A 25262-nucleotide genomic window follows, 5' to 3' on the forward strand; every position below is an offset into this window, starting at 1 on the left:
TGGGACCAGTCGCGGGGATGCGATGGACGTTTTCACCTCGACCGCGGGGCTGACCGGCCTGCCGCGCTATTTCCGACAGGTGTTCGAGCGCGCCCTGACCCTTGGCGCGGGCAGGCTGGATTTCGTCCTGCCGCCGCAGGTGCTGGCGCAGGGGAACGATGGTGCCGCCCCGCTGGTCTTTCGCGCCGAGGCCGCGCGCCCCGGCCCGGGGGCCGAACTGCGGGTCGAGGATGGCGATCTTTTCGCCCGGCTGCTGCGCGAGGGCGATCTGGGCTTTTGCGAATCCTATCTGGACGGCGGCTGGACCACGCCCGACCTTCAGGCGCTTCTCGACCTGATCCTGATGCCCGAGAACGCGCATCTGACCGATTCCTTCCCCGGCGTCGCGCTCTTGCGCGGGTGGGAGCGGCTGCGCTTCCGCCTGCAGGCGAACTCGCGCCGCCAGGCCCGGCGCAACATCGCGGCGCATTACGATCTGGGCAATGATTTCTACCGGCTATGGCTGGACGACAGCATGACCTATTCCAGCGCGCTGTTCCGCTCGGGCCAGGAAAGCCTCGAACGCGCGCAAGAGCAGAAATACCAGAGCCTTCTCGACCGGATCGGCGCGGAACCGGGCGACCATCTGCTTGAGATCGGCTGCGGCTGGGGCGGTTTCGCCGAATATGCCGCCGCCCGGCGCGGGATGCGGGTCACCGGCCTGACCATCTCGCCCGCGCAATACGAATATGCGGTGGCGCGGATGGCGCGGGCGGGCCTCTCGGACCGGGTCGAGATCCGGCTTCAGGACTATCGCGACGCGCGCGGCCAGTATGACGGCATCGCCAGTATCGAGATGTTCGAGGCCGTGGGCGAGAAATACTGGCCGATCTATTTCCGCACCCTGTTCGAGCGGCTGAAGCCCGGGCGCAACGCCACGCTGCAGATCATCACCATCGCCGAGACCCGGTGGGAGCTTTACCGCCGCTCGGTCGATTTCATCCAGAAATACGTCTTCCCCGGCGGCATGCTGCCGCCCCCCTCGGCGCTGCGGCGCGAGGCGGCGCGGGCGGGGCTTGAGGTCGCCGACACCTTCGAATTCGGCGACAGCTACAGCCAGACCCTGCGGCGCTGGCACCAGAGCTTCAATGTCCGCTGGGACGAGGTGCGCAGGCTTGGCTTCGACGACAGGTTCCGGCGGCTGTGGGATTTCTACCTGACCTCTTGCGCTGGCGCCTTCAAGGGCGGAAACTGCGACGTGACGCAGATCACCCTGACGCGTCCGGGCCTTGCCCCGGGGCCCTGAGAGCCCCGGGGGCAAGGCCGGGGCGCAAGAGGGGGCGGGCTGCGGCGCAGGATGACAGCCCCGCCGCCCCGGTGCCGATGCGCCCGGGGGCAGCCCCGTTCCCGAGGAGCCCGATGCCCACCTCAGCGAAACTCGTCGCCGCGCTCTGGTTCGCGGCCGTGGGCTGGCTGGCCGCCAATGCCCATGTGCCCGCGCTTGGCGAAAATGCCCAGATCGGCTTTTTCCGCGAGATCACCGCCGCCATCGGCCTTCTGTGCGGCTGGATGGTCTCGGGCGCGCTGGCGGGGCGGGGCGGGGTCGAGGCGGTGGGGACCGGGCTGCGCACCTCGGTCACGCTGACCTTCTTCGCGCTTTTGGTGTTCTCGGTCTGGCAGATGGTGCAACTGGCGTTTCGCCGGACCTATAACGAGGCGGGCCCGATGGGGGCGGTGATGGGGGCCTTCGAACTGATGATCGAGAATGCGGTGGCGATGCTCAGCGTGGGCGTGATCGGCGTGCTGGTCCTGGGCGGGGTCGTCGGCGGCCTGGTGGTCGAGGCGGCGGGGCGGCGCTGGAGATGAGCGGGCAGGAGGGGACCGGGGCCAGGGGCCGCCCGGATCGGGACGGTGCGGCGCCTGAGGGGGAGGTTGCGGGCCGGGATGCTGGTGGCGGGGACGCTTCCGCCCCGGCGATCGCCGATCCCGCGCTGGCGGCGCTGATCGCGGGCGAGGGGGCGGACGGCCCGGCCCGGCTCGCCTTCTGGCGCGAGGTGACGCAGGGCGAGACCGCGCCCGATTCGGCGGTGGAGCGGCGTCTGGCGCAGGATATCCTGGCCGCTTACGGCGCGGTTCCGGCGCCGGATCTGCGCGCCGCGCGCGGGCCGATGCTGTCGCGGGCGGCCTCGGCGGTGCGGGCGGCCTCTGCCGGCGCCGATGCCTCCGTCGATGCCGTCGGGGACGGCAAGGTCGAGCTGCTGGCCCGCCACCATGGCTGGCGCGGCTTCTTCGGCGTCGAGCGGCTGGACCTGCGCCACCGTCGCTACGACGGCACCATGTCCGGGCCCCTGCGGCGCGAGATCTTCGTGATGACCGATGCGGTCACCGTGCTGCCCTATGACCCGTTGCGCGACCGGGTGCTGATGGTCGAGCAGTTCCGCGCCGGGGCCTATGGCCGGGGCGGCGGGCGGCTTTGGCAGATCGAGGCGGTGGCGGGCCGCATCGACCCCGGAGAGACCCCCGGGGAGGCCGCGCGCCGCGAGGCGGTGGAAGAGGCCGGGCTGACGCTTTCGGCCCTGCTGCCGGTGGCCGAATACTACCCCAGCCCGGGCGCCGCGACCGAGTATCTCTATTCCTTCGTCGCGCTGACCGACCTGCCGCAGGAGGGCGAGAGCTTCCACGGCCTTGCCGTCGAGGGCGAGGATATCCGCGCCCTCACCTGGCCCTTCGAGCGGGCCGTCGAGGCGCTGCGATCGGGCCTGATCTCGAACGCGCCGCTGATCCTATCGCTGCTCTGGCTCACGCGTGAGCGGGCGCGGCTGCGGGGCGGGGCAGGAGGGGGCGGGGCCGAAGCGGAGGGGGCAGATGCGGATGGGCCCTGAGCGGGCGGCGCGAGGTGGTTCGCGCTTGCGCCGACGCCGCGCGGGCGGTCATAACGGGCGGCCTGAAGGGATGGGGGCCGAGCATGACCGATGACAGCCGCAAGATACCCAGCCACGAGCTGACCTATGCGCGGCTGCGCGACATGGTGCTTTTCGGCCATCTCGCGCCCGGCCAGCCGGTCACCATCCAGGGGCTGACGGCCGAGCTTGGCGCGGGCATGACGCCGGTGCGCGAGGCGATCCGTCGCCTGACCGCCGAGGGGGCGCTGTCGCCGCAGGGCAACCGCCGGGTGGCGGTGCCGCCGATGACGCTGGCCGCGCTGGACCAGGTGGGTTTCGCCCGGCTGGCGATCGAGCCGGAACTGGCGCGGCGCGCCTGTCCGATGCTGACGCCCGAGCGGATCGCGGCGCTTGAGGTGATCGACGAGCGGGTGACCCGGGCGATGGAGGCGGGCGACCTGCCGGGCTATCTGGGCGCCAACCACGATTTCCACTTCACGCTCTACGATCTGGCCGGTGCGCCGGTGCTCTCGGATCTGGCGCGCTCGCTGTGGCTGCGGGCGGGCCCCAGCCTGCGTGAGGTCATGGGCCGGTTCGGTCCGGCGGGCCTGCCCGACCTGCACCACGAGGCGCTTGCCGCGATGCGGGCGGGCGATGCGCCCGCGCTGGCGGCGGCGGTGGCGCGCGACATCGCCCAGGGGCTGGACCAGATCCGCGCCGCGCTGGCCGGGGATGCGGCGGGCTAGAAGGGCCCACCCCACCGATCCACCGATCCACCGGGCCCTGCCGTCCCGGGCGCGGCAATCGGCATGGCCCTGCCGATCGACGCGAAGCCTTGCCCGCGATCCTGTCGCGATTCCCCTCCCGCGCGCGCGCCCATGACGCTTGCGCCGTGCCATGGGTCGCGGCCTCTCATCCCCGCAGGCCGGTCCATTCCCTGCAACCTCGTTGGTGTCGAAGCGCCCTCCGCCATGGTCCGACGCATCGCCTACATGATGGAAATATTTTCCTTGCGAAAATATTTCCATCATGTGAGTTTGGCCGTGCCAAAAGCGTCATGGAAAACGCAGGGCGCATCCACAGGGAGACCACGAATGAAACTGACCCGCCGCAGAATGCTTCAGGCCTCGGCCACCGCCTTGGCTGCGCCGCTGATCGCCCGCCCGGCCTTTGCCTCCGAAACGCTTTCCGTCGCCTCGATCTTCGATCTTTCCGGCGGGCTCGAGATCTACGGCCAGCCGATCGACGCCTGTCTCGACCTTGCGATTTCCGAGATCAACGCGGCGGGCGGCCTTCTGGGCCGAGAGGTCGATGTGACCAAATACGACCCGCAGTCGAGCATCCAGCTCTACGCCCAATACGCCACCGAGGCCGCCACCGCGCAGCAGGCGGCGGCGGTGTTCGGCGGCATCACCTCGGCCTCGCGCGAGGCGATCCGGCCGCTGCTGTCGCGCTACCGGACGCTTTACTTCTACCCGCCGCTCTACGAGGGCGGGGTCTGCGACCGCAACACCTTCCTGACCGGCTCGACCCCGGCGCAGACCATCGGCGTCCTGCTGCCCTATGCGGTCGAGAACCTGGGCAAGAAGGTCTATGTGCTGGCCGCCGACTACAATTACGGCACGATCTCGGCCAAATGGGTGCGCGAATACACCTCGCAGGCCGGGGGCGAGGTGATCGCGGAAGAGTATTTCCCGCTGGAGGTCACCGATTTCTCGGCCACGATCCAGAGGATCCAGGCCCAGAAGCCCGACGTGATCTACACGCTTCTGGTCGGCGGCAACCACATGTCCTTCTTCCGCCAATGGGCGGCGGCGGGCATGGCCGGGCAGATCCCGATCATCTCGACCTCCTTCGGCGGCGGCAATGAGCATATCGTGCTGACCTCGCCGGAATCCGATGGCGTCTATGCCGCCTTCGGCTATTTCCAAGAGGTCGACAGCCCGGTCAACAAGGCCTTCGTCGAACGCTATCACGGCAAGTTCGGCCCCGACGCGCCCTATGTGACCGAACATGCCTCGGCGACCTACAATGCCGTGCACCACTGGGCCAATGCCGTGCGCGCGGCCGGAACGGTCGAGCGGGCGGCGGTGATCGAGGCGCTGGAATCCGGCATCGTCTTCGAGGGACCCGGCGGGCCCTCGGTGATCGACAGGGCGACGCATCACTGCGCCACCGATGTTCATATCGGCCGGGTGAAGGACCACGGGTTCGAGATCCTGCAGACCTTCGCCAGCCAGCAGCCCGCCGATACCGCCGCCGTCTGCGATCTGGTCGCGAACCCGGACGAGACCCGCCAGTTCGAGATCGAGTAACCCCCGCGAAAGGCAGGCCCCATGCCGTCGCCGCAGGAGATCCCTGCGGCGAAGCGGGGGAACGCCATCGCCCTGCGGCCTGGGCCAGCGCCACCGGCCTGCGCTACCGGCCGCGGGTCGGGCCCGCAGTCGGGGCCGCAGGGGGCGGTTTCCCGAGCGGCATCTTTTCGACCGGCGGCGCCTTCGCGCCCGGATCTTCTCGACCAGGGGCGCTTTCGCACCCCGGGGGGGGCGGGCGCCATCGCAACAAGGACCCTTCATGGACTATCTCATCGTCACGCTGCTTCAGCTTCTGACCACCATCGGAAATCTGGCGCTGATCAGCCTGGGGCTGGCGGTCATCTTCGGCATGATGCGGGTGATCAACCTGGCGCATGGCGAGTTCATCATGCTGGGCGGCTTCACCGCCGTCTTCGCCACCCAGGCCGGGGTGAACATCTGGATCTCGATGCTGGTGATCGCGCCGGTCGCGGTCGGGCTTCTGGGCCTGGTGATCGAGCGGCTGGTGATCCGCCACCTCTACGGCCGTATGATCGACACCATGCTGGCGACCTGGGGGCTGTCGCTGCTGCTGATCGGGCTGGCCACCACCTTCTTCGGCAATCGCGTGGTGGGGATCGCGGCGCCCACGGGCGGGCTGCGGATCGGCGAATATGCGATGGGCAGCTACGACCTCGTGCTGCTGGCCATCGCGGTCGCGCTTTACGCCGGGGCGGCGGTGTTCCTGATGCGGACCCGGGCCGGGCTGAAGGCGCGCGCCACCATGCAGAACCGCGAGATGGCGGCCGGCCTGGGGATCGAGCCCGCGCGGGTCTATGCCGTGACCTTCTCGGTGGGCGCCGCGCTCAGCGGGCTGGCGGGCGCGCTGCTGGCGCCGGTCTCGGGCGTGCTGCCGACCATGGGCGTCGCCTATGTCGCCAAGGCCTTCATCACCGTCATCACCGGCGGCGCGAGCCCGATCCTGGGCGCGGGCCTGGCCTCGGGGCTGCTTGGCACCATCAATGCGGCGATGAACATCCTCGCCTCGCCGGTGATCGGCGATATCGCGCTGCTCCTGGCGGCGACCATCTTCCTGCGCCTTCTGCCCACCGGGATCACCGGGCGCTTCTTCAAGGGGAAAGCCTGATGCGGCGACCGGAACCGAACAGCCTTGCGGTGCAACTGGGCCTTGCGGCGCTGGCCGGGCCCGCGGCCCTGTGGCTGGTGGCCGAGGGCGCGGCCTTCCACACCATGCTGAACGCGACGACCTGGATGGTCATGGCGATCTTCACGCTGAGCCTGTGCCTGACCTGGGGCGTCGGCGGCATCCTGTGCTTTGGCCAGGGCGCGTTCCTGGGGCTGGGCGCCTATGCCTATGCGATCGCGGCGATCAACCTGGGCGACAGCGGGCTTGCGGCGCTGATCGGCCTTGCGGTTCCGGCGCTGTTCGCGGCGATGCTTGGCTATTTCCTGTTCTACGGGCGGCTGAGCGACGTCTATCTGGGCGTGATCACGCTGACGGTGACGCTGATCCTTTTCAAGTTCATGAACGCGACCGGCGGCGACGGCTGGCGGATCGGCGCCGCGCGGCTTGGCGGCTTCAACGGCATCCCGGCCACGCCGCCCCTGCAGGACCCGTTCTCGGGCCGCGCGCTCAGCCCGCAGGCGATGTTCTGGCTGACCGGGGGCCTCTTGATCCTGAGCTATATCCTCGTGCGGCTGTTCGCGGTGTCGAAACTGGGCCGCGAGGTGATCGCGGTGCGCGAGAACGAGGTGCGGGCCGAACTGCTGGGCTACAATTCGCGGGCGCTGAAGCTGGTGGTCTGGGTGATCGGCGCCATGCTGGCGGGGCTGGCGGGGGTGCTCTTCGCGACCACCGTCTTCGTCAGCCCGACGCTGTTTTCGCTGGCGACCTCGGCCCAGGTGCTGATCTGGGTGGTGGTGGGCGGCATCGGCTGTTTCCTGGGCCCGGTCGTCGCCTGCATCGCCTTGCAGGTGCTGACGGCCTGGCTGGGGAAGGCCGGGCTGATCGACCCGAATATCGCGCTTGGCGCGCTGCTGGTGCTGATGGTGCTGCTGCTGCCCAACGGCCTTCAGCCGCTGGTCGCCCGGCTTCTGGCCCGCATCGCGCATCGCCCCGCCCCGGAGGCCGCGAGATGAGCGGCGTCCTGCTTCAAGCCCGCGACGTGGCGATGCATTTCGGCGGCGTGAAGGCGCTGGACGGGGTGGATTTCACCCTGACCAAGGGCGAATTGCGCTGCCTGATCGGCCCGAACGGCGCCGGGAAGACCACATTCTTCCGCTGCCTGACCGGCACCTACCAGCCCACGCGGGGCGAGATCGTCCTGGACGGCGCGCGGGTCCCGGGGCGCGAGCGCCATGAGATCGCCCGGATGGGCATCGGCATCAAGACCCAGGTGCCCAGCCTGTTCGACGGGCTGTCGGTTGCGGAAAACCTCTGGCTGTCCCTGCGCCACCTGCCGGTGCGCGCCCGCGACCGCCGCATCGGCGAGGTGCTGGAGCGGGTGGGGATCGGGGCGCTGCGCGCACGCATCCTCGGCCATCTCGCCCATGGCCAGCGCCAGATGGTGGAGCTGGCGATGATCGTCGCCTCGGACCCGCGGCTTGTCCTGCTCGACGAGCCCGCCGCCGGGATGAACAAGACCGAGGTCAACCGGCTGGCCGACATCATCCGCGAGATCAACACCACCCATACCGTGGTGGTGGTCGAACACGACATGACCTTCATCCGCTCGATCGCCAGCACCGTCACCGTCTTCAACCAGGGCCGCATCCTGACCGAGGGGCCGGTGCAGGCGGTGCTGGGCGATCCGGTCGTGCGCGATGTCTATCTGGGGAAGGGCAATGGCTGAAACGCTTCTCGACATCGCCGGGCTCAGGGCGGGCTACGGCCGCATCCCGATCCTGCATGGCGCGGATCTGTCGCTGCGAACCGGGGAATGCCTGGGCATCCTGGGCCACAACGGCATGGGCAAGACCACGCTCTTGCGCACCATCGCCGGGCATCTGCCGGTCACGGGCGGAACCCTGCGCTTCCGGGGCCAGGGCATCGCGCGCCAGAGCGCCGCGCGGCGGGCCCGGCTGGGGCTGGGCCTGATCCCGCAGGGCCGCCAGATCTTCGCCCAGCTTTCGGTGATGGAAAACCTTGAGGTCGGCGCCAGCCACGCGACCCGGCGCGAGGCGGCGCTGATCGTCGAGGAGGTGGTGGAGGATCTGCCCCGCCTCAAGCCGATCCTGAACCGGCCGGGCGGCGTCCTTTCGGGTGGCGAGCAGCAGATCCTCGCGCTGGCCCGCTGCCTTTGCGCCAGGCCCGCGCTGATGCTGATGGACGAGCCGACCGAAGGCATCCAGCCCTCGATCATCGAAGAGATCCGCGAGACGCTTTCCCGCCTTGCCAGGGCGCGCGGCCTCTCGGTGCTGCTGGTCGAGCAGAACCTGGATTTCCTGCTGGGCCTGGCCGACCGCGTCCAGATCATCCGGCGCGGCGAACTGACCCATGCGGTTCCCGCCGCCGCCTTCCGCGACAGCGGGCTGGCCGATGAATTCGACCTGCAAGCCGCAGGCTACTGACACCCAGAAGAAGGAGAGCTGCCATGCAAACCATTTCCGCGATCATCCGCGTGCGCCCGGGCTATGAGGACACGCTGGCCCATGCCCTGGCCGAGGTGGCCCGCCATGTCGAGGCGAACGAGCCCGACACGCTGGGCTTTTTCGTCAGCCGCTCGGACAGCGACCCCTGCGTGATGACCACCTACGAGCGGTTCCGCGACAGGGACGCCATGGACCGGCACAACAATTCCGCCGCCTGCGCGCGGTTTTTCGAGATCGTGAAGCCGATCCTCGACGGCGAGGTGGTGCTGGTCACCGCGACCGAACTCTCGGCCCGGGCCTGAGGTGCGACATGTCTGTGCATGAGACTCTGGCCCTTCTGGGCGCCGATGCCACCGCCTTTCTGGCGCGGGCGGGCAGGCTGCATATCGACGGCGAATGGGTGGATGCGGCCTCGGGCCGGACGTTGCCGGTGATCGACCCCTCGACCGGCGAGGTCTTCGCCCATGTCGCCGAGGGCGATGCGGCCGATATCGACCGCGCGGTGGCGGCGGCGCGGGCGGCCTTCGACCATGGTCCCTGGTCGGAACTGTCGCCGATGGCGCGTTCGAAACTGGTGTGGCGGCTTGGCGATCTGATCGAGGAGCATGCCGACGAATTCGCCCAGTTGGAGGCCTTGGACAACGGCAAGCCCGTGACGGACGCGCGGATGGGCGATGTGGCTTTTTCCTATGAGCTGTTTCGCTACATGGCGGGCTGGGCGACCAAGATCCATGGCGAGACGATCCCGCTGACCTCGGGCGCGCCGGTCCATGCCTATACTTTGCGCGAGCCCGTGGGCGTCTGCGGCCAGATCGTGCCGTGGAACTTCTCTTTCATGATGATGTGCTGGAAGGTGGCGCCCGCGCTGGCCGCCGGTTGCACCATCGTGCTGAAACCGGCCGAACAGACCCCCTTGACCGCGCTGCGCCTGGCCGAGCTGGTGGTCGAGGCCGGTTTCCCGCCCGGCGTCTTCAACGTGGTGAACGGCAGGGGAGAGACGGCGGGCGCCGCGCTTGCCGCGCACCCTTCGGTGGACAAGATCGCCTTCACCGGCTCGACCGAGGTGGGGCGGCTGATCCTCGACGCCGCGAAGGGCAACCTCAAGAAGGTCTCGCTGGAGCTTGGCGGCAAAAGCCCGATGATCGTCTTCGACGATGCCGATGTCGAGGCCGCGATCCCCGCCCTGGCCTATGGTTGCTTCTACAACATGGGCCAGACCTGCACCGCCGGCACCCGGCTTTACGTGCATGAGAAGGTGGCCGAGCGCGTGCTTGCGGGCGTGGCGGAATTCGCGCGCGGGATGAAGATCGGCAAGGGGCTCGACCCCGCGACCCAGATCGGGCCGCTGGTCTCGGAAGAGCAGTTCGCCCGCGTCACCGCCTATGTCGCCGAAGGCCAGCGCGAGGGCGCAAGGCTTTATTCCGGGGGCAACCGGGTGGGCGAGAGCGGCTATTTCCTGGAACCCACCATCCTGAGCGAGACCACCGCCGCGATGCGCGTTGTGCGCGAGGAGATCTTCGGCCCGGTCCTGGTGGCACGCAGCTTCGGCGATGACGAGGCCGAGAGCATCGTCGACGAGGCCAATGCCTCGATCTACGGCCTTGCGGCCTCGGTCTTCACCCGCGACGTCGGGCGGGCGCATCGGGTGGCGCGGCGGCTCAAGGCCGGGACCATCGGCGTCAACACCCATCACGTCATCGACCCGGCCTTGCCCTTCGGCGGCTTCCGCCAGTCGGGCTGGGGGCGCGAGCAGGGCTATGAGGCGATCCTGCTATACACCGAGGTGAAATCGGTGGGGATCCAGTTGTGAGCGTCTCGCCCGCGCGGTCCCGGATCGACGGCGCGCGGCTGCTGCGCGACCTGCGCGAGACCGCGCGGATCGGCGCGACGGCGGAGGGCGGCATCCGCCGCCTGACGCTGAGCCCCGAGGATGCCCGGGTGCGCGACTGGCTGTCGCGGGCGGTCGAAGGCCTTGGCGGACGGGTGGAGCGCGACCGGATCGGCAATGTCTTCGCCCATTTCCCGGGCGGCGATCCGGCGCTGCCGCCCATCGGCTTCGGCTCTCATCTGGACACGCAGCCCACCGGCGGGCGGTTCGACGGCATTCTGGGGGTGCTGGGCGGGCTGGCCGTGATCCGGGCGCTGCGCGCAGAGGGGGTGGAGACGCGCCACCCCCTCTGCCTCGTGAACTGGACCAATGAGGAGGGCGCGCGCTTCGCCCCGACCATGCTGGGCTCGGGCATCCATGCCGGGATCCATGACCTGGCGGCGATGCGGGCGGTTGCCGACCGCGACGGCGTGACGCTGGGCGCGGCGCTGGATGCGATCGGGGCGGCGGGGCCGCTTGTGCCCGGCGCGACGCGGCTGGCGGCCTGGCTGGAGCTGCATATCGAGCAGGGCCCGGTCCTGGAGCGCAGGGGGCTGCGGGCGGCGGCGGTCACCGGCGTCCAGGGGCTGCGCTGGTATGACCTGCGGATCGCCGGGCGCGCCGCCCATGCCGGGACCACGCCCTTCGACGACCGCCGCGACGCCTTTCTTGCCGCCGCGCGGCTGGCGCTGGCGCTTTCGGAGGCGGCGGCGGAAGAGGGCGGGCTCGCGACCTTCGGCGAGGTCGACCTCGACCGGCCGTCCCGCAATGTGGTGCCCGGCGCGCTGCGGATGAGCGTGGATCTGCGCCATGCCGAGCCCGAGGGGCTGGACCGGCTGGAGGCGCGGCTGAAGGCGCTGGTGGCGGGGATCGAGACCGATGGGATCGCCGCTGGCGGGATCGGGGCCCGGCTGACCCCGGTCTCGGCCAGCCCGCCGGTCCGTTTCGCGCCGGTCGCGATCGCGGCGGTGCGGGCCGCGATGGCGGATCTGGGGCTTGAGGCCTTCTCGATGCTCTCGGGCGCGGGCCATGACGCGGTCAATCTGGCCGGGCTGGTGCCGACGGCGATGATCTTCGTGCCGTCCAAGGACGGGCTGAGCCACAATCCGGCGGAATATACCGCCGATGCCGATTGCCTCTTGGGGGCGGAGCTGCTTCTGGGCGCGGTCCTGCATCTGGATCGCATGCTCTGATCCCGTTCAGGGCCCGCTCAGGGATCGAACCGCCCGACGATCTCGAACCCGGTCGCGCCGGCCTTCGCCAGATAGCTGGGCGCGACCACCATGCCGTTCCTCAGCCGCACCGGCCCGCGCGCCGCCTCGAACCACAGCCCGCCGCGAAAGGCGTCCTCCAGCCGGGGCAGGCGCAGGCTTCCGGCCTGGCCTGCCAGCGCGGCAAGGAAATGCAGCCCCTCGTAGCACGAGATGCTCAGCACGCTCTGCACCGGGGCGTTCTTGCCGAAGACCGCGTAATAGCGCCCCTGGAACGAACGGTTGCCGGGCGTGTCGAGCGAGGAAAAATAGCTCGACGCGCAATAGAGGTTCTCGCGTGCCGAGGGCTCCAGCGCCATCAGCGTGTTTTCCTCAAGCGCGCCGCTCAGCCGCAGGATCTTGCGGCTCAGGCCGCGTCGGGCAAAGGCGCGGTTGAACTCCAGACAGGCCGAGCCGACCAGGGATTGCATCACCATATCGGGCCGGGCGGCCTCGATCCGGTCCAGGACCGGGGCGAAATCCTCTTCCGACAGGGCATGATATTCCTCGCCCACCACCTCGGCGCCGCGCTGCGCCAGATGCCGGGCCAGCCAGGCATGGGTCTTGCGCGGCCAGATGTAGTCATGGCCCAGAAGATACCAGCGCCGCGCCGGGGCGGTGCGGATCAGGTGATCCACCGGCCCGGCAAGCTGCGCGCGCGGGGTCTCGCCGATGGCGAAGGTGCCGCCGCCGCTGATCCCGCCCTCGTAGAGCGGGGTGAAGATATAGGGCAGCCGCCCGCCGAAGGCTTTCGACAGCCGCTCGCGCACCGAGGAGAGGTGGACGCCGATCAGCACCTCGGGCGCGTCGCTGTCGAGAAGCGCGCGGACCCGCGCCTCGACCGCGACGGGATCGCCCCCGGCATCGGCGGCCAGCAATTCGATCTGCCGCCCCAGGATGCCGCCCTTCGCGTTCAGCTCGGCCGCGGCCATGACGGCGCTGTATTGGCAGGACGGCCCCCAGATCGCATCGGCGCCGTGGAAGGGCACCAGCAGCGCGATCTTCAGGGGCGGCCGCACCCGCTCGGCCGCCTGGCTCGGCCGGTCGAAGCGCAGGGGGAACGCCGGGCGTCCGAAGCGCGCGTCCGCGCGTTCGAACAGGCCCGCGGCGTCTTTCAGCGAGATATTGGCTGACGACATCATCGCCCCCTTTTTCATCCCCGTGTCGCGGAAGTTTCAAATTGCCGTTGCCGAGATTGCCACTATTATGTTTCCAGGCGCAACAATTTGATCCGTGAAATGTCCTCCAAGAGCCTAGACGACAGTCTTCTTCACCTGGTCATGCAGCTCAATCGCCAATTGGTTAAGCAATTGGCGGTCGAGGGGCTTCCGGTCGATCAATGGCGCTTGCTCTCGATGCTCGATTCGGCGCCCGACGGGCTGAGCATGGGCAATATCTGCGAGGGGCTGGGGATGCAGCCGCCAAGCGCCACCAAGCTGGTCGACAAGATGGTCGTCGATGCGCTGGTCTACCGGGTTCCCAATCCGAACGACCGGCGCAACGTGATCATCCTGGCCTCGGAAAAGGGGCGCGGGTTGTTCGAGCAGACCACCGGGCGGGTCGGCCGCTACGAAGACCGGCTGAGCGAAGAATTCGAGCCCAAGGATGTCGCCAAGCTTCAGCACATGCTGGGGGCGCTGCTTTCCGGGCGGAAGTGACCGCAGGGGCGCGAGCGGGGCGGTTCTTCCGGTCCGGGCCGCGCGCCCCGATATTTCCGCCCCCTTCGCCTTGCCGCTTCAAATTCCCCGGTCGCGCCGGTAAGGTGCGGCCAGATCCGGGAAGGGGTGTGTCGATGCGTTCGGTTGAGCTTTGCGCGGGTGCCGGTGGCCAGGCCCTGGGCCTGGAACGCGCCGGTTTCGGGCATGAGGCCCTGGTCGAGATCGACCCGCATGCCTGCCAGACGCTGCGCCTGAACCGTCCGGCCTGGGATGTCAGGGAAGGCGACCTGCGCGCCTTCGACGGCCGCCCCTTCGCCGGGGTCGAGCTTCTGGCCGGGGGCGTGCCCTGTCCGCCGTTCTCGGTGGCGGGAAAGCAGTTGGGCAAGAACGACGAGCGCGACCTTTTCCCCGAGGCGCTGCGCCTGGTGGACGAGATCCGGCCCCAGGCGGTCATGCTTGAAAACGTTCGCGGATTTCTCGATGCGGTTTTCGTCGATTACCGCCAGTCGCTGAAGAAGAAGCTGACGAAACTGGGCTATGTGGCGGATTGGCGGCTGTTGAACGCCTCGCATTTCGGGGTGCCGCAACTGCGCCCGCGCGTGGTCATCGTGGCGATCCGCAAGGCGTTTTCGGACCGTTTCGAATGGCCCGACGAGCAGCATCACAACCCGCCGACCGTGGGCGCGGTGCTGCAAGACCTGATGGCCGCCCGGGGCTGGCCGGGGGCCGCCCCCTGGGCCGAGCGCGCCGACGAGATCGCGCCGACCATCGTCGGCGGGTCGAAAAAGCATGGCGGGCCCGACCTTGGCCCGACGCGCGCCCGCGCGGCCTGGGCCACGCTTGGCGTGAACGGCAAGACCCTGGCCGAAGAGGCGCCCGAGCCGGATTTCGTCGGCATGCCGCGGCTGACCGTGCGCATGGTGGCGCGGCTGCAGGGCTTTCCCGACGACTGGCATTTCCACGGCCGCAAGACCGCCGCCTATCGCCAGGTCGGCAACGCCTTCCCGCCCCCGGTGGCCGAGGCGGTGGGGCGCCAGATCGCGGCCGCGATCCGCTCCAGCCGGATCCATGCCGTGGCATGAGGTCTCCGCCCCCCAGCCTGATCCTGCCCGGCCATCCGCGGCATGCCGAACTCTCGCGCCTCGCGCGTGAGGTGGAGCGGCTCTCGGGCGGCCCGACGACGCTGGAGGAGCGTTTCCCGGGCATGCTGCGCCGGGTGGTCGACGATGTGGTCGACACCGTCAATACCCGGCGCAGGTCCTACGGCCAGTTGGAAAAGACCGAGAAGACCTATCTGGGAACGCGGGTCGAGATCCTGATGCGGGCGATGATGCGGGTGCCGAAGGGGCGGCTCGACTTCATCATCGGCGGCGCGGATGTGGACATGAAGTTCACCATCACCGGCAACTGGATGATCCCGCAGGAGGCGGTCGGCCACGCCTGCCTTCTGGCCGCGCTGGACGAGCAGAAATCCCGGTGCTTCCTTGGCCTCTTCCAGGCCGATCCGGCCAATCTGACCGGGGGCGCGAATCGCGACGGCAAGAGGGGTGTCTCGGCCTTCGGGACGACGCAGATCCTGTGGCTCTTGCGCGACCTGCCGGTCGAGCCGAATTTCTGGCGCACCATCCCCGAGCCGCTTGTCGAGCGGATCTTCTCGGCCCCGACCGGAAACGACAAGATCGTGGCGCTGTTCCGGGGCGTCACCGGCCGTCCGATCTCGCGCCGGATCGTCGAGGAGACGGCGGCGCAGAAGGATTTCATGCGCCGGATCCGGTCGGACGGCCCGTCGGGCAGCCGCAACCGGCTGGCGGCCGAGGGGATCGTGCTGCTGAGCGGCACCTATGACGCGGTGCTGATCCGGGCCCTGGGGCTGCCGCGCTGCGGGCCGGGCGATTTCATCTCGCATCGGGTCCGGCCCGAGGAGGAAGAGCTTTGCGCCACCTGCGGATGGCGGATCCGGTCGGCGCTCTAGGCCCTCCCAAGGTCCGCACGCCCGGCGGTTCGCGAAACGCGGGCGGCGGCGGTTCGCTCAGCCCGCGCCGGAATAGGGGGCGAAGCGGGCCTCGGCGGGGCTGGCGGCCAGCGGGCGCCCGGCCATCGGAAAGGCGCGCTGCGGGCAGGTGGGGCGTTCGCAGACCTTGCAGCCGGGGCCGATCCTTGTGGTCGTATCCGGGTTGCGAAGGTCGAGGCCGCGGGCATGGACCAGCCGCTCCGCATGGGCGAGGTCGCAGCCAAGCGCGATGGCAAAGGTCTTGACCGGCGCGCCGAAACCGCCCCGGCCGCTTTGCACCTGCCGCGCGATCCACAGATAGCTGCGCCCGTCGGGCATCTGCGCCACCTGGCGGATGATCTCGCCCGGGCGGGCGAGGCCTCGTAGATGTTCGCAGCGGGCAGGAGCCGCCGATGCGCGAGAAGTGGAAATCGGTCGCGGACTGGCGTTTCGAGATGTTCCCGGCCCGGTTTCCTCGGATGAAGAAGAAGGGCACGCCGCGCGCCTCGGGGCGTTGCGGGGTGGAAAGGCGGTGGCAGGTCGTCTCGAACCCCTGGCCGAAGCGCCGCGCGATCAGGTCGATGTCGTAGCGCGCGGCCTCGGCCGTGCCGAGGAAGGCGCGACAGGGCAGGACCAGCGCCCCGGCGAAGTAATTCGCCAGCCCGATCCGCTATCTATTCCGCCATCGCGGGCGCCATCGGCGCGCTGCGCGGGCCGAAACACGGCGGCGCCAACGAGGTCGCCTTCGAGATCCAGAAACGCTACGAGACCCCGGACGAGGCCGGGGCCGACATCCGCACGAGGATGGCGCGCAAAGAGGTCGTCATCGGCTTCGGCCATCCGGTCTATACCGTTTCGGACCCGCGCAACTTGGTGCTCAAGCGGGTGGCGAAGCAATTGTCGGTTGCCGCCGGTTCCACCAGGATGTTCGACATCGCCGAACGGGTCGAGGCGGTGATGATGGCGGAAAAGCGGATGTTCCCGAACCTCGACCGGTATTCTGCCGTTTCCTGCCATCTTCTCGGCGTGCCGACCGCGATGTTCACGCCGATCTTCGTGATCTCGCGCACCTCCGGCAGGGGCGCGCATGTGGTCGAGCAGCGGCAGGGCAACAAGATCATCCGCCCCTCGGCCAATTACATCGGGCCGGACAGCCGCGCCTTCACCCCCATCGAAAAGCGCGGCCTGCTGGCCGCACCGAAGGCCTGACATGCCCTACCTGATCGCCGACGACCTGCCGCTCGCGCCCGCGGGCCAGCGGGTCAAAATCTTTTCCCTCCCTCTTTCACCCGGCCTGCCGCTTGCGCCCGCAGGCCAGCGTTTCCGCGCCGCGCTCTCGCACCCCGGCATCCTGCGCCTTCCGGGCGCGCATAACGGCCAGGCAGCCCTTCAGGGCAAGGCCGCGGGGTTCGACGCGCTTTACCTTTCCGGCGCGGCGATGACCGCCTCGATGGGCCTGCCGGATCTGGGCATCATCACCGTCGATGAGGTGGCCTTCTTCATCCGCCAGATCGCCCGCGCCTTGGGCCTGCCCTTGCTGGTCGACGGCGACACCGGCTATGACGAGGCGCTGAACGTCATGCATATGGTGCGCGGCTTTGAAGAGGCGGGCGCCGGGGCGGTGCATCTCGAAGACCAGCTCCTGCCCAAGAAATGCGGCCATCTGAACGACAAGAAGCTGGCCTCGGCCCAGGACATGGCCGCCACGGTCGCCGCCGCCGACCGGGCGCGGCGCGATCTGGTGATCATCGCCCGCATCGATGCGGCGGCCTCCGATGGGATCGAGGGCGCCGCCGCCCGCGCGAAGCTTTATGTCGAGGCCGGGGCCGATGCGATCTTCCCCGAGGCGCTGACCTCCGTCGAGATGTTCAGGGAGGTCCGCGCCCGCCTGCCCGGGGTCAAGCTGCTGGCGAACATGACAGAATCCGGCCGCACCCCCGCCCTGACCGCGCAGGAGTTCCAGGATCTGGGCTTCGATATGGTGATCTGGCCGGTCCCCTTCCTGCGCGTGGCCAACAAGGCGCAGGCGAAACTCTACGCCGCACTGACCCGCGACGGCGCCACCACCGCCATGCTTCCCGAGATGCAGGCGAGGGCCGAGCTTTACGACGCCATCGGCCTCAACGCTTTCGAGGCGCTGGACGCCAGCATCGCCCTGTCGGTCGCGCCCTGAACCCCGCGCCGCCCCCCGGTTTCCGCCGGGCGGGGGGCCAAGCCCCGGGGCCCGCTGGACATGCGGGCGGCGCGCATTTAGGGGAAGGGCGATGCGCCGGGCGAATCACAGGGGCCGGGAACTTGCAGATGCGCCAGAACATGAACGCCCTTTCCCCGGCCGGGGCGCCGGAACCGCGCCCCGGCCATGTGGACGGATCCCCATGCTGACCCAGCCGCCCAAGATGTCGGCCCGGCCGAAACTGGCCTTCGCCAAGGCGCCGCTCGAGCTTCTCACGCTGGCGCAATGCAGGCAGGCCCTCGCCGCCATCCGCAGCGAGCGGATCTTCGGCACGCTGGACGAGGATACGGTCTGGAAGCGCCATGTCGAGGGCGGCCAGAAGCCCTTGGCCGACGCGATCTTCGCGCGCGACGCCGCCCGGGTGCATGAGATCCTCGCCACCCTCCACCACGGCCATGTCACCGAAGGGTTCGACCAGCACCAGCGGCACACCCGGATCATCTCGGAAAGCGCCACCCAGCAGGATTACCACGCCAGGGTGATCTATGCGACGCTTCTGCGCTGCGCGATGGCGCTCGGCGTGGTGCGCGCCTTCAATCCCGAACAGGACGAGAACTACCCCTATCTGGTCGAGGATCAGGCCGACCGTATCCTCAAGGACGTGCGCGCCGCCCTCGGGTTCAAGGCGCCCTTGCCGCGCAGCGTGGCGGGGGCGGTCGGCCTCGACACCCCGCATGGCCTGCTCGGCCACCGCCAGGCCATCAGCTTGGGCTATTTGCGCGAATATCGCGACCATCTCGCCCGCTCGCAAAGGCGCCACAGTGCGATCGTCGAGATCGGCGGCGGGATCGGCCGCACCGCCTACAACATATCCTGCGACGGCAGCACTCCCTATGTCATCGTCGACCTGCCGGTGGTGGGCTTCGTGCAATATGCCTTCCTGGTCGCCAACGGCATCCGCTGCTCGCTCTGGCCCGAGCGGATCGTCACCGACCCCGGCCATGTCAACATCGTCAGCGCCTTCTCGCTTGAACCGCTCCAGGGGCTCCGGGGCGCGCTCTACATGAATTTCGACGCTTTCGTCGAGATGTCGCGCAAGGCGGTGGACGGCTATTTCCGCATCATCGCCGAGACCGGCTCGGACCTGCTTTCGGTGAACCACGAGGCCGCGCGCATGATGCTGGGCCGGGCCGAGCAGAACTGGGACATCGCGCGGATCGCCGGGCTGGGCCTTCGGGCCTCGCCGCGCGGCTTCTTCTGGGAAAGGACGGGCTATGTCGCCCAATCCTTCCTCTCCCCCCGCTCCCCCTCTCCCCAGGAAAACCAGCCCGCCCCGGCCAGGCGCAACCGCTTCTTCCCCTGGCGGCGCTGAACCCGGGCCGGAAAGCCACCCGCCGTCCCGGGCCCGCCCCGCCACCCGCCTCGCTCCCGAAACCCCGCGAAAACCGGACGCAGCCCCCTCGAACGAAAACCGCCCCAAGCCCGCTCCGGCCCTCATTCCTTTCTTCTTTGCAAAAATATCCCGGGGGTGAGGCCCGGAACGGGCCGAGGGGGCAGCGCCCCCTTCCCATATCCGCCCGCCGCTGTAAGCTCCGCCCGCAACGCGCGGCCGCCGGGCAGGCGCCATCCGACGACACCGAAGGACCGGCCCCGCCCCAGAGGCGGCCGCCCATCGGTTTGCAAGGCAGGGACCAGCCATGGCGACACCCACCCGATCCACATCCGCCCGGCTCGGCCTCTCGGCGGGGATCGCCTCGGTTGTCGTGGCGCTGGCGCTGGTCGCGCTGAAACTCTGGGCGCTCTACGCCACCGGGGCGCTGTCGATCGCCGCCTCGCTCGCGGACAGCGCGGTGGATCTGCTGATGTCGGCGGGGGCGGCGCTGGCGATCCTCTACGCCGCCCGCCCCGCGGACGAGGACCACGCCTTCGGCCATACCTCGGTCGAGGATCTGGCGGCGCTCGGCCAGTCGCTGCTGATCGCGCTCTCCGCCCTCCTGATCGGGTGGAGCGCGGTGGCGCGGCTGCTGTCGGGGGTGCCCGCGGCACTTGCCGCGCAATCCGAGGGCATCGTGGTCATGGTGATCTCGATGCTGTTGACGCTCGTGCTGGTCTGGTGGCAGGGCCGGGTCGCGCGGCTGACCGGAAACCGCGTCGTCGCCGCCGACCGGCTGCATTACCTGGGCGACCTGCTGCCCTCGGCGGGGGCGGTGCTGGCGCTCTGGCTTTCGGGGCGGTTCGGTCTGGGCGGGGTGGATGCGGTCGTGGCGCTGGCGGCGGCGGGCTACATGCTGGTCAATGCCGGGCGGATCGGCCGCGCCGCCTGGGACGCGCTGATGGACCGCCGCGCCGATCCCGCGATCATCGCCCGGATCGGCGAGCTGGCCTCGGGCTGGCCGGGGGTGCAGGGGTTCCACGATCTCAAGACCCGCACTGCGGGCAGCCGGATCTTCGTCAACCTGCATGTCGAGCTGGACGGCGCGCTGCCCCTGCGCGAGGCTCATGACATCGGCGCGGGCCTGCGCCGGGCGATCATGGCGGAATTTCCCCAAAGCGACGTGATCATCCACCAGGATGTGGCCGGGGATTGCGATCCCCCGGCCTGATCGCCTGTCCCGGCTCCAGTCCCTGGCCCAGTCCCGCCCCAATCCCGGCCCCAGTCCCGGTCCGGCGTCCGTCCGCCCCTTGCGGGCGTCGCGGCGCTGCGGGATTATACGCCCGTATAGCATGGGCCCGAGCATGATTCCCCCCGACCAGGACCCCCATCTGCGCGAGGGCGTCGAAAACCGCCGCGAGGCCCTGATCCTCGCCGCCCGCAGCCTCGTGTCCGAGGGCGGCGTGCAGGCCGCGACCGTGCGCGCCATCGCGGCGCGGGCGGGCGTCACCCAGGGGCTGATCCGGCATTACTTCGGCACCAAGGAGGACCTGCTGCGCGAGGCCTATGGCACGATGATGGATGCGATGACCGACAAGGGGCTCGACGCGCTCGAAGGCGTCGGGGCCGAGCCGGGCGAGCGTCTGGCCGCCTTCGTCGCCGCCGCGCTGCGCCCTCCGGTGCTGGATATTGCGGCGGTCGGCCTCTGGGCGGGCTATCTGCACCGGGTCCAGGCCGATGCCGCGCTCCGCGCCCGGCATGAGCGCGGCTACCTGCGCTTCCGCGACCGGCTTCAGGGCCTGGTCGCCGATCTGGACCGCCCCGATCTGGAACACCCGGCCGGGGGCGCCAGGGTCCCGCCCGCGCGGCTGCGCCAAGAGGCCATCGCCTGCACGGCGGTGATCGACGGGCTGTGGCTCGAGGGCTCGGTCCTGCCCGCGGGCTTCGCCCCGGGCGAGGTGGTGCGGATCGGCCTGCGCGCGGTCGGCGCCATCCTGGGGGTCGATCTGATGCGCTTCGACACTTTCGTTCCCGAATTGCGCGTCCCGCGCCCCGAAGACGAGGGCGAGTGGCACCCGAAGCCCGCCCGTCCCGACACGGGGCGGATGTGAAGACCTGGGGGCGAGGCATCATCCGGCATGAGGCGACCAAGATGAAATATGCGGGCGTGAGCGAAAGGCTCTCGGGTCTGGGATCGGCGAAATGGCGGCTGCACATGCGGGCCCGGGCGCTGAAGGCCGAGGGGCGCGAGGTGATCGAACTGACCATCGGCGAGCCCGATGTCCCCACGCCGCCCGAACTGGTCGAGGCCGCGGCCGATGCGATGCGCCGGGGCCGCACCGGCTATTCCAACGGGCGGGGCGAGCCGGGGCTGCTGGCCGCGCTGGCCGCGCGCTACAGCGCGCGACGGGGGCGTCCCTTCGGCACCGATCAGGTGATCTGCCTGCCCGGCACCCAGACCGCGCTTTACGCCACCTTCCGCACCCTGGTCGAGGCGGGGGACGAGGTGCTTCTGGGCGATCCGATGTATGCGACCTATGAGGGGCTGATCGCCCAGACCGGCGCCCGGGCGGTGCCGGTCCGGCTGCGCCCCGACAGCGGCTTTCGCCTGCAGGCCGCCGATCTGGCCGAGCGGATCACCCCCCGGACCCGGGTCATCTTCCTCAACACTCCGCACAATCCCACCGGCGCGGTGCTGCGCCGCGACGAGATCGCGGCGATCGGGCGGCTTGCCCTGGCGCATGACCTGTGGATCCTCTCGGACGAGGTCTATGAGGATCTGGTGTTCCCGGGGGTCGATTTCGTTTCGCCGCTCGACCTGCCGGAGCTGGCCGGGCGGTCGATCGCGGTGGCCTCGATCTCGAAATCCCATGCCGCGCCGGGGTTCCGCTCGGGCTGGGTGGTGGGGCCCGCGGAATTCGCCGCCCGCCTGCTGCCTTTGTCCGAGACCATGCTTTTCGGCAGCCAGCCCTTCATCGCCGACATGACCGCGCGGGCGGTCTCGGCCCCCTCGGCGGTGGCGGCGGGGATGGTATCGCGGTTCGCGCGGCGGGCCGAGGCGCTGGCATCGGCGCTGGAGGGCGTGGCGGGGTTGCGCCTTCACCGCCCCGAGGCGGGGATGTTCTGCCTGCTGGACGTGCGGGCGACCGGGCTTTCGGGCGAGGCATTCGCGCTTGGCCTGCTGGAAGAGCGCGGCGTTGCCGCCATGCCGGGCGAGAGTTTCGGCGCGGGCCTTGCGGGCTGGCTGCGGCTTTCGCTGACCGCATCGGACGAGGCCACGGCCGAGGCCGCGCGGCGGATCGCGCGGCATGCCCGGGATCTGGCCCGGGATCTGGCGGCGTCCCGGGGCTAGGGCCGGGGGCTGGGATCGCGGCTCGTGATGTCCGTCCCGGGGGGGCGGGATCGGCTCTTGCGCGGGGAAGGTCGGGCGGGTGGGGAGGGGGGGGGGGGGGGGGGGGGGGGGGGGGGGGGGGCGCTGCCCCCTCGGCGCCTTTGGCGCCTCACCCCCGGGATATTTCTGCAAAGAAGAAAGGGGAAAGCGGCGCGTCCTTTTGTCGGGTCCGGGTCTTGCGGTGTTCTCCGGGGCGTCGGGGTGCTGGATCTGGGGGGCGGTTGGAGGCGGCGGCGCGTGGAATGCGGAGAAGACCGGAGTTTCGGGAAGACCGGAGTTTCGGGAAGACTGGGGTTTCGGGAAGACTGGGGTTCGGTGCGAAGACCGCTAATGCGACGAAGGGCCCGGGATAGGGTGGGAAGGCAGGGATGCCGGAGCGTCGGGGTTGCGAGGCGCGGGATGCGGAGCGGGGGGAGAGCGATTGTGGCGCTGCGAGGAATCGGGGTGTGGTGGGGCCTATTCCAGGATCTCGTCCGCGCTCACGCCCCAGAGCGCGGTCTTCTCGACCCAGCCGCGCTCGCCCCCGGCCGAGACGCGGCACCAGTCGCGGCGGCATTCCAGCAGCCGCGCCACCACCCCGAGCTCGGCCTGGGCGATCACCCGCGCCCCCGGATCGGCCGAGGCGCGCAGCTCGGCCATGTCGAGCGCCACGACCACATTGCGCACGCCCGAAAGCAGCGCGTAATGGACCCAGCCGCCCGCGCCCTCCTGATCCTCGACCCGGCGCCAGTTCTCGTATTCGGCGGTGATCATCAGGGGCATGCCGGGCCGGGTGAAGACCCAGTCGATGCGGTGGGTCAACCCCGGGCCGCGCCGCGCATTGCCCTCGTCGCCCTTGAGCGAGACGAAACGCGGCAGGGGCAGGTTCGTCACACAGCCATGGCCGGGGCGGCATTCGCCCGCGCCGCCTTGCGCCGAGGCCCGCTGGGCCGCGGCCTGGGGGGCAGGTTCGGGCGCAGGTTCGGGGGGGGCTGCCGCGGGTTCGGCACCGGCCGCCTCCTGCGCCATAAGCGCCGATCCGGCGACAACGGAGGCCCCGCCCGCGACCATCCCGAAGAAGCCCAGATGAAGGGCACTCAGCCCCGCCAGAAATCCGATCCGCATCCGTCTCTGCCCGATTTCGCGAAGGGGGGCGCATGTTCGCACCCGCGCCTTGCCCGTTTCACTGCCTGACGTTTCGTTCCGGGGGCTTGCGATCCGCCCCGCTTCGTCCCACTCTGCCCGAGGAGAGCCTTCAATGGAAGTGCCGGGAGAGTAGAGAATGCCATCACCGCGCCTGAGTGTTGTCGTGACGCGACGCCTGCCCGAAGCCGTCGAGACCCGGATGAAAGAGCTGTTCGACGTTGAATTGCGCGACCCGGACACCAGGATGAGCCGCGAGGAACTGGCCGCCGCCATGGCGCGGGCCGATGTGCTGGTGCCGACGATCACCGACCAGATCGACGCGGGCCTGATCGCCCAGGCGGGCGCGCGGCTGAGGCTGATCGCCAATTACGGAGCGGGGGTCGATCATATCGACGTGGCCACCTGCCGCAGCCGGGGGATCCTGGTGTCGAACACGCCCGGCGTGGTGACCGAGGATACCGCCGACATGGTCATGGCGCTGATCATGGCGGTGACCCGCCGCATCCCCGAGGGGCTGGCGGTGATGCAGGCGGGGGGCTGGCAGGGCTGGTCCCCGACCGCCTTCCTGGGCGCGCGGCTGTCGGGCAAGCGGCTTGGCATCCTGGGCATGGGGCGGATCGGCCAGGCGGTGGCGCGGCGCGCGCGCGCCTTCGGGCTTCAGGTCCATTACAACAACCGCCGCCGCCTGCGCCCCGAGGAAGAGGCCGAATTCGAGGCGACTTGGTGGGAAAGCCTGGACCAGATGATCTCGCGCATGGACATCCTGTCGGTGAACTGCCCGCATACGCCCTCGACCTTCCATCTGGTCAATGCGCGCAGGCTGAAGCTGATGAAGCCCTCGGCGGTGATCGTGAACACCTCGCGCGGCGAGGTGATCGACGAAAACGCGCTGACGCGCGCCTTGCGGGCGGGCGAGATCGCGGGGGCGGGGCTCGACGTGTTCGAACATGGTTCCGAGATCAACCCGCGCCTGCGCGAGGTGCCCAATGTGGTCCTGCTGCCGCATATGGGATCGGCGACGCTGGAGGGACGGCTGGAGATGGGCGAGAAGGTGATCATCAATATCAAGACCTTCGCCGACGGCCACCGCCCGCCCGACCAGGTGGTGCCCGGGAGGCTCTGAGGCCTCCCCGGAGGCGGACGCTCGACCTGGCGACAGGGGCGGGCGAGCGGCGGCGGTCCGCTGGCCCGGCCCCGGGCGGATCGGATCGCGCGGACTTGAAGCACGGGGGCATTGAGCCGCCCGCTTTCGGGGTAAGGCCATGGAGATGGGTGCGGCAATCGCAAGGGGGGCGAATGGCCCGCAGCATTGCGCGGCGGTCCTCCCGGGCGGGCTGGGGTGGAGGTTCGGGCCGATCCGGGGGTCAGCTCAGGGTTGCCACGGCACGAACGAGGAGGCGCGAGAGCGGGGTGACAGCGCCGACCGGCGGGGCGGAAGGTCAGCGCAGCGGCGGCAGCCCGGGAGATCCGAGCCGTTTGGGGGTCACCCTGGCAAGGCTGCCGAAAAGTATTCCGGGGCAAGTTCGGGACGGAAATTTTCCCCGCATCGTCAATCATCACTCCGGAAACCGCATATTTAGGCCCGGGATCGGGCCAGTTCACTGATCATCCGCGCAAGCTGAGGTCGCTGCATGAGGTTTCCAGCAGCCTGTCAGGGGCGGCGGAGGGC

At 69.9% G+C, this 25262-nt stretch carries 24 protein-coding genes and 1 pseudogene; 22 read left to right on the plus strand and 3 right to left on the minus strand.

Features of this window, described 5'->3' with window-relative positions; translation table 11 throughout:
- The first annotated feature begins 22 nt into the window (after positions 1–22).
- The 12 genes from ABNX41_RS08665 to ABNX41_RS08720 all read left to right on the plus strand — a co-directional run bounded on the left by ABNX41_RS08665 (position 23) and on the right by ABNX41_RS08720 (position 11827).
- Entirely contained in the window at positions 23–1285 is a 1263-nt protein-coding gene (locus tag ABNX41_RS08665; protein WP_438669321.1) for a class I SAM-dependent methyltransferase, read from the plus strand.
- Between the two features lie 113 nt (positions 1286–1398).
- Entirely contained in the window at positions 1399–1845 is a 447-nt protein-coding gene (locus ABNX41_RS08670; protein WP_438669322.1) for a TrgA family protein, read from the plus strand.
- Positions 1842–2861 (plus strand): NUDIX domain-containing protein, encoded by a 1020-nt coding sequence (locus ABNX41_RS08675; RefSeq protein WP_438669323.1) that lies wholly within the window; start codon positions 1842–1844, stop codon positions 2859–2861. The genes ABNX41_RS08670 and ABNX41_RS08675 overlap by 4 nt, the downstream gene beginning before the upstream one ends.
- Before the next feature lie 83 nt (positions 2862–2944).
- Complete coding sequence (locus tag ABNX41_RS08680; RefSeq protein ID WP_438669324.1) at positions 2945–3607, plus strand: GntR family transcriptional regulator; 663 nt, start codon at positions 2945–2947, stop codon at positions 3605–3607.
- Between the two features lie 348 nt (positions 3608–3955).
- Positions 3956–5176: an urea ABC transporter substrate-binding protein gene (locus tag ABNX41_RS08685; RefSeq protein ID WP_438669325.1), complete on the plus strand. Its 1221-nt coding sequence runs from the start codon at positions 3956–3958 to the stop codon at positions 5174–5176.
- A 259-nt stretch (positions 5177–5435) separates the two neighbouring features.
- Entirely contained in the window at positions 5436–6302 is an 867-nt protein-coding gene (locus ABNX41_RS08690) for a branched-chain amino acid ABC transporter permease (RefSeq protein WP_438669326.1), read from the plus strand.
- A complete protein-coding gene (locus tag ABNX41_RS08695) occupies positions 6302–7315 on the plus strand; it encodes an ABC transporter permease subunit (RefSeq protein WP_438669327.1) in 1014 nt (337 codons plus the stop codon). Before ABNX41_RS08690 ends, ABNX41_RS08695 begins: the two co-directional genes overlap by 1 nt.
- Entirely contained in the window at positions 7312–8028 is a 717-nt protein-coding gene (locus ABNX41_RS08700) for an ATP-binding cassette domain-containing protein (RefSeq protein ID WP_438669328.1), read from the plus strand. The genes ABNX41_RS08695 and ABNX41_RS08700 overlap by 4 nt, the downstream gene beginning before the upstream one ends.
- Positions 8021–8746 (plus strand): ABC transporter ATP-binding protein, encoded by a 726-nt coding sequence (locus ABNX41_RS08705; protein WP_438669329.1) that lies wholly within the window; start codon positions 8021–8023, stop codon positions 8744–8746. The genes ABNX41_RS08700 and ABNX41_RS08705 overlap by 8 nt, the downstream gene beginning before the upstream one ends.
- Positions 8747–8769: 23 nt before the next feature.
- The gene (locus ABNX41_RS08710) at positions 8770–9069 is read left to right on the plus strand and encodes a putative quinol monooxygenase (protein ID WP_438669330.1); all 300 of its coding nucleotides are present in this window, start codon (positions 8770–8772) and stop codon (positions 9067–9069) included.
- An 8-nt stretch (positions 9070–9077) separates the two neighbouring features.
- On the plus strand, positions 9078–10577 hold the full coding sequence (locus ABNX41_RS08715; RefSeq protein ID WP_438669331.1) for an aldehyde dehydrogenase family protein: 1500 nt from the start codon (positions 9078–9080) through the stop codon (positions 10575–10577).
- Positions 10574–11827, plus strand: a complete 1254-nt coding sequence (locus tag ABNX41_RS08720) for a Zn-dependent hydrolase (protein ID WP_438669332.1) — start codon at positions 10574–10576, stop codon at positions 11825–11827. The genes ABNX41_RS08715 and ABNX41_RS08720 overlap by 4 nt, the downstream gene beginning before the upstream one ends.
- A gap of 17 nt (positions 11828–11844) precedes the next feature.
- Here ABNX41_RS08720 and ABNX41_RS08725 read toward each other — a convergent pair whose 3' ends face one another.
- On the minus strand, positions 11845–13026 hold the full coding sequence (locus tag ABNX41_RS08725; RefSeq protein ID WP_438669333.1) for a substrate-binding domain-containing protein: 1182 nt from the start codon (positions 13024–13026) through the stop codon (positions 11845–11847).
- 96 nt (positions 13027–13122) lie between these two features.
- Here ABNX41_RS08725 and ABNX41_RS08730 point away from each other — a divergent pair, with 96 nt between their 5' ends.
- The 3 genes from ABNX41_RS08730 (at position 13123) to ABNX41_RS08740 (ending at position 15514) form a co-directional block, all read left to right on the plus strand.
- Positions 13123–13542 carry a MarR family winged helix-turn-helix transcriptional regulator gene (locus ABNX41_RS08730; RefSeq protein WP_438669334.1) on the plus strand — a complete coding sequence of 140 codons (420 nt, stop codon included), beginning with the start codon at positions 13123–13125 and terminating at the stop codon, positions 13540–13542.
- 134 nt (positions 13543–13676) lie between these two features.
- Positions 13677–14624, plus strand: coding sequence for a DNA cytosine methyltransferase (locus ABNX41_RS08735; protein WP_438669335.1), 948 nt, complete (start codon positions 13677–13679; stop codon positions 14622–14624).
- A complete protein-coding gene (locus ABNX41_RS08740) occupies positions 14621–15514 on the plus strand; it encodes a NaeI family type II restriction endonuclease (RefSeq protein ID WP_438669336.1) in 894 nt (297 codons plus the stop codon). The genes ABNX41_RS08735 and ABNX41_RS08740 overlap by 4 nt, the downstream gene beginning before the upstream one ends.
- A 57-nt stretch (positions 15515–15571) precedes the next feature.
- Here ABNX41_RS08740 and ABNX41_RS08745 read toward each other — a convergent pair.
- A pseudogene (locus tag ABNX41_RS08745) lies at positions 15572–16199 on the minus strand (helix-turn-helix domain-containing protein).
- Between the two features lie 38 nt (positions 16200–16237).
- On the opposite strand from ABNX41_RS08745, the gene ABNX41_RS08750 reads away from it, so the two are divergent.
- From ABNX41_RS08750 to ABNX41_RS08775, 6 genes are all read left to right on the plus strand, one after another.
- Positions 16238–16741: a citrate/2-methylcitrate synthase gene (locus ABNX41_RS08750; RefSeq protein WP_438669365.1), complete on the plus strand. Its 504-nt coding sequence runs from the start codon at positions 16238–16240 to the stop codon at positions 16739–16741.
- A 1-nt stretch (position 16742) separates the two neighbouring features.
- Complete coding sequence (gene prpB / locus ABNX41_RS08755; RefSeq protein WP_438669337.1) at positions 16743–17705, plus strand: methylisocitrate lyase; 963 nt, start codon at positions 16743–16745, stop codon at positions 17703–17705.
- A gap of 202 nt (positions 17706–17907) precedes the next feature.
- The gene (locus ABNX41_RS08760; RefSeq protein WP_438669338.1) at positions 17908–19077 is read left to right on the plus strand and encodes a class I SAM-dependent methyltransferase; all 1170 of its coding nucleotides are present in this window, start codon (positions 17908–17910) and stop codon (positions 19075–19077) included.
- 325 nt (positions 19078–19402) lie between these two features.
- Positions 19403–20308, plus strand: coding sequence for a cation diffusion facilitator family transporter (locus ABNX41_RS08765; protein ID WP_438669339.1), 906 nt, complete (start codon positions 19403–19405; stop codon positions 20306–20308).
- 133 nt (positions 20309–20441) lie between these two features.
- Positions 20442–21188, plus strand: coding sequence for a TetR/AcrR family transcriptional regulator (locus tag ABNX41_RS08770; protein WP_438669340.1), 747 nt, complete (start codon positions 20442–20444; stop codon positions 21186–21188).
- Between the two features lie 41 nt (positions 21189–21229).
- Entirely contained in the window at positions 21230–22429 is a 1200-nt protein-coding gene (locus ABNX41_RS08775; RefSeq protein ID WP_438669366.1) for a pyridoxal phosphate-dependent aminotransferase, read from the plus strand.
- A 495-nt stretch (positions 22430–22924) separates the two neighbouring features.
- On the opposite strand, the gene ABNX41_RS08780 is transcribed toward ABNX41_RS08775, so the two are convergent.
- Positions 22925–23476: an SH3 domain-containing protein gene (locus ABNX41_RS08780; protein WP_438669367.1), complete on the minus strand. Its 552-nt coding sequence runs from the start codon at positions 23474–23476 to the stop codon at positions 22925–22927.
- A gap of 253 nt (positions 23477–23729) precedes the next feature.
- Between ABNX41_RS08780 and ABNX41_RS08785 the strand changes: the two genes are divergently transcribed.
- The gene (locus tag ABNX41_RS08785; protein WP_438669341.1) at positions 23730–24716 is read left to right on the plus strand and encodes a 2-hydroxyacid dehydrogenase; all 987 of its coding nucleotides are present in this window, start codon (positions 23730–23732) and stop codon (positions 24714–24716) included.
- Positions 24717–25262 lie beyond the last annotated feature (546 nt).

The organism is Pseudogemmobacter sonorensis (assembly GCF_042762395.1).
Taxonomy (GTDB): domain Bacteria; phylum Pseudomonadota; class Alphaproteobacteria; order Rhodobacterales; family Rhodobacteraceae; genus Pseudogemmobacter; species Pseudogemmobacter sonorensis.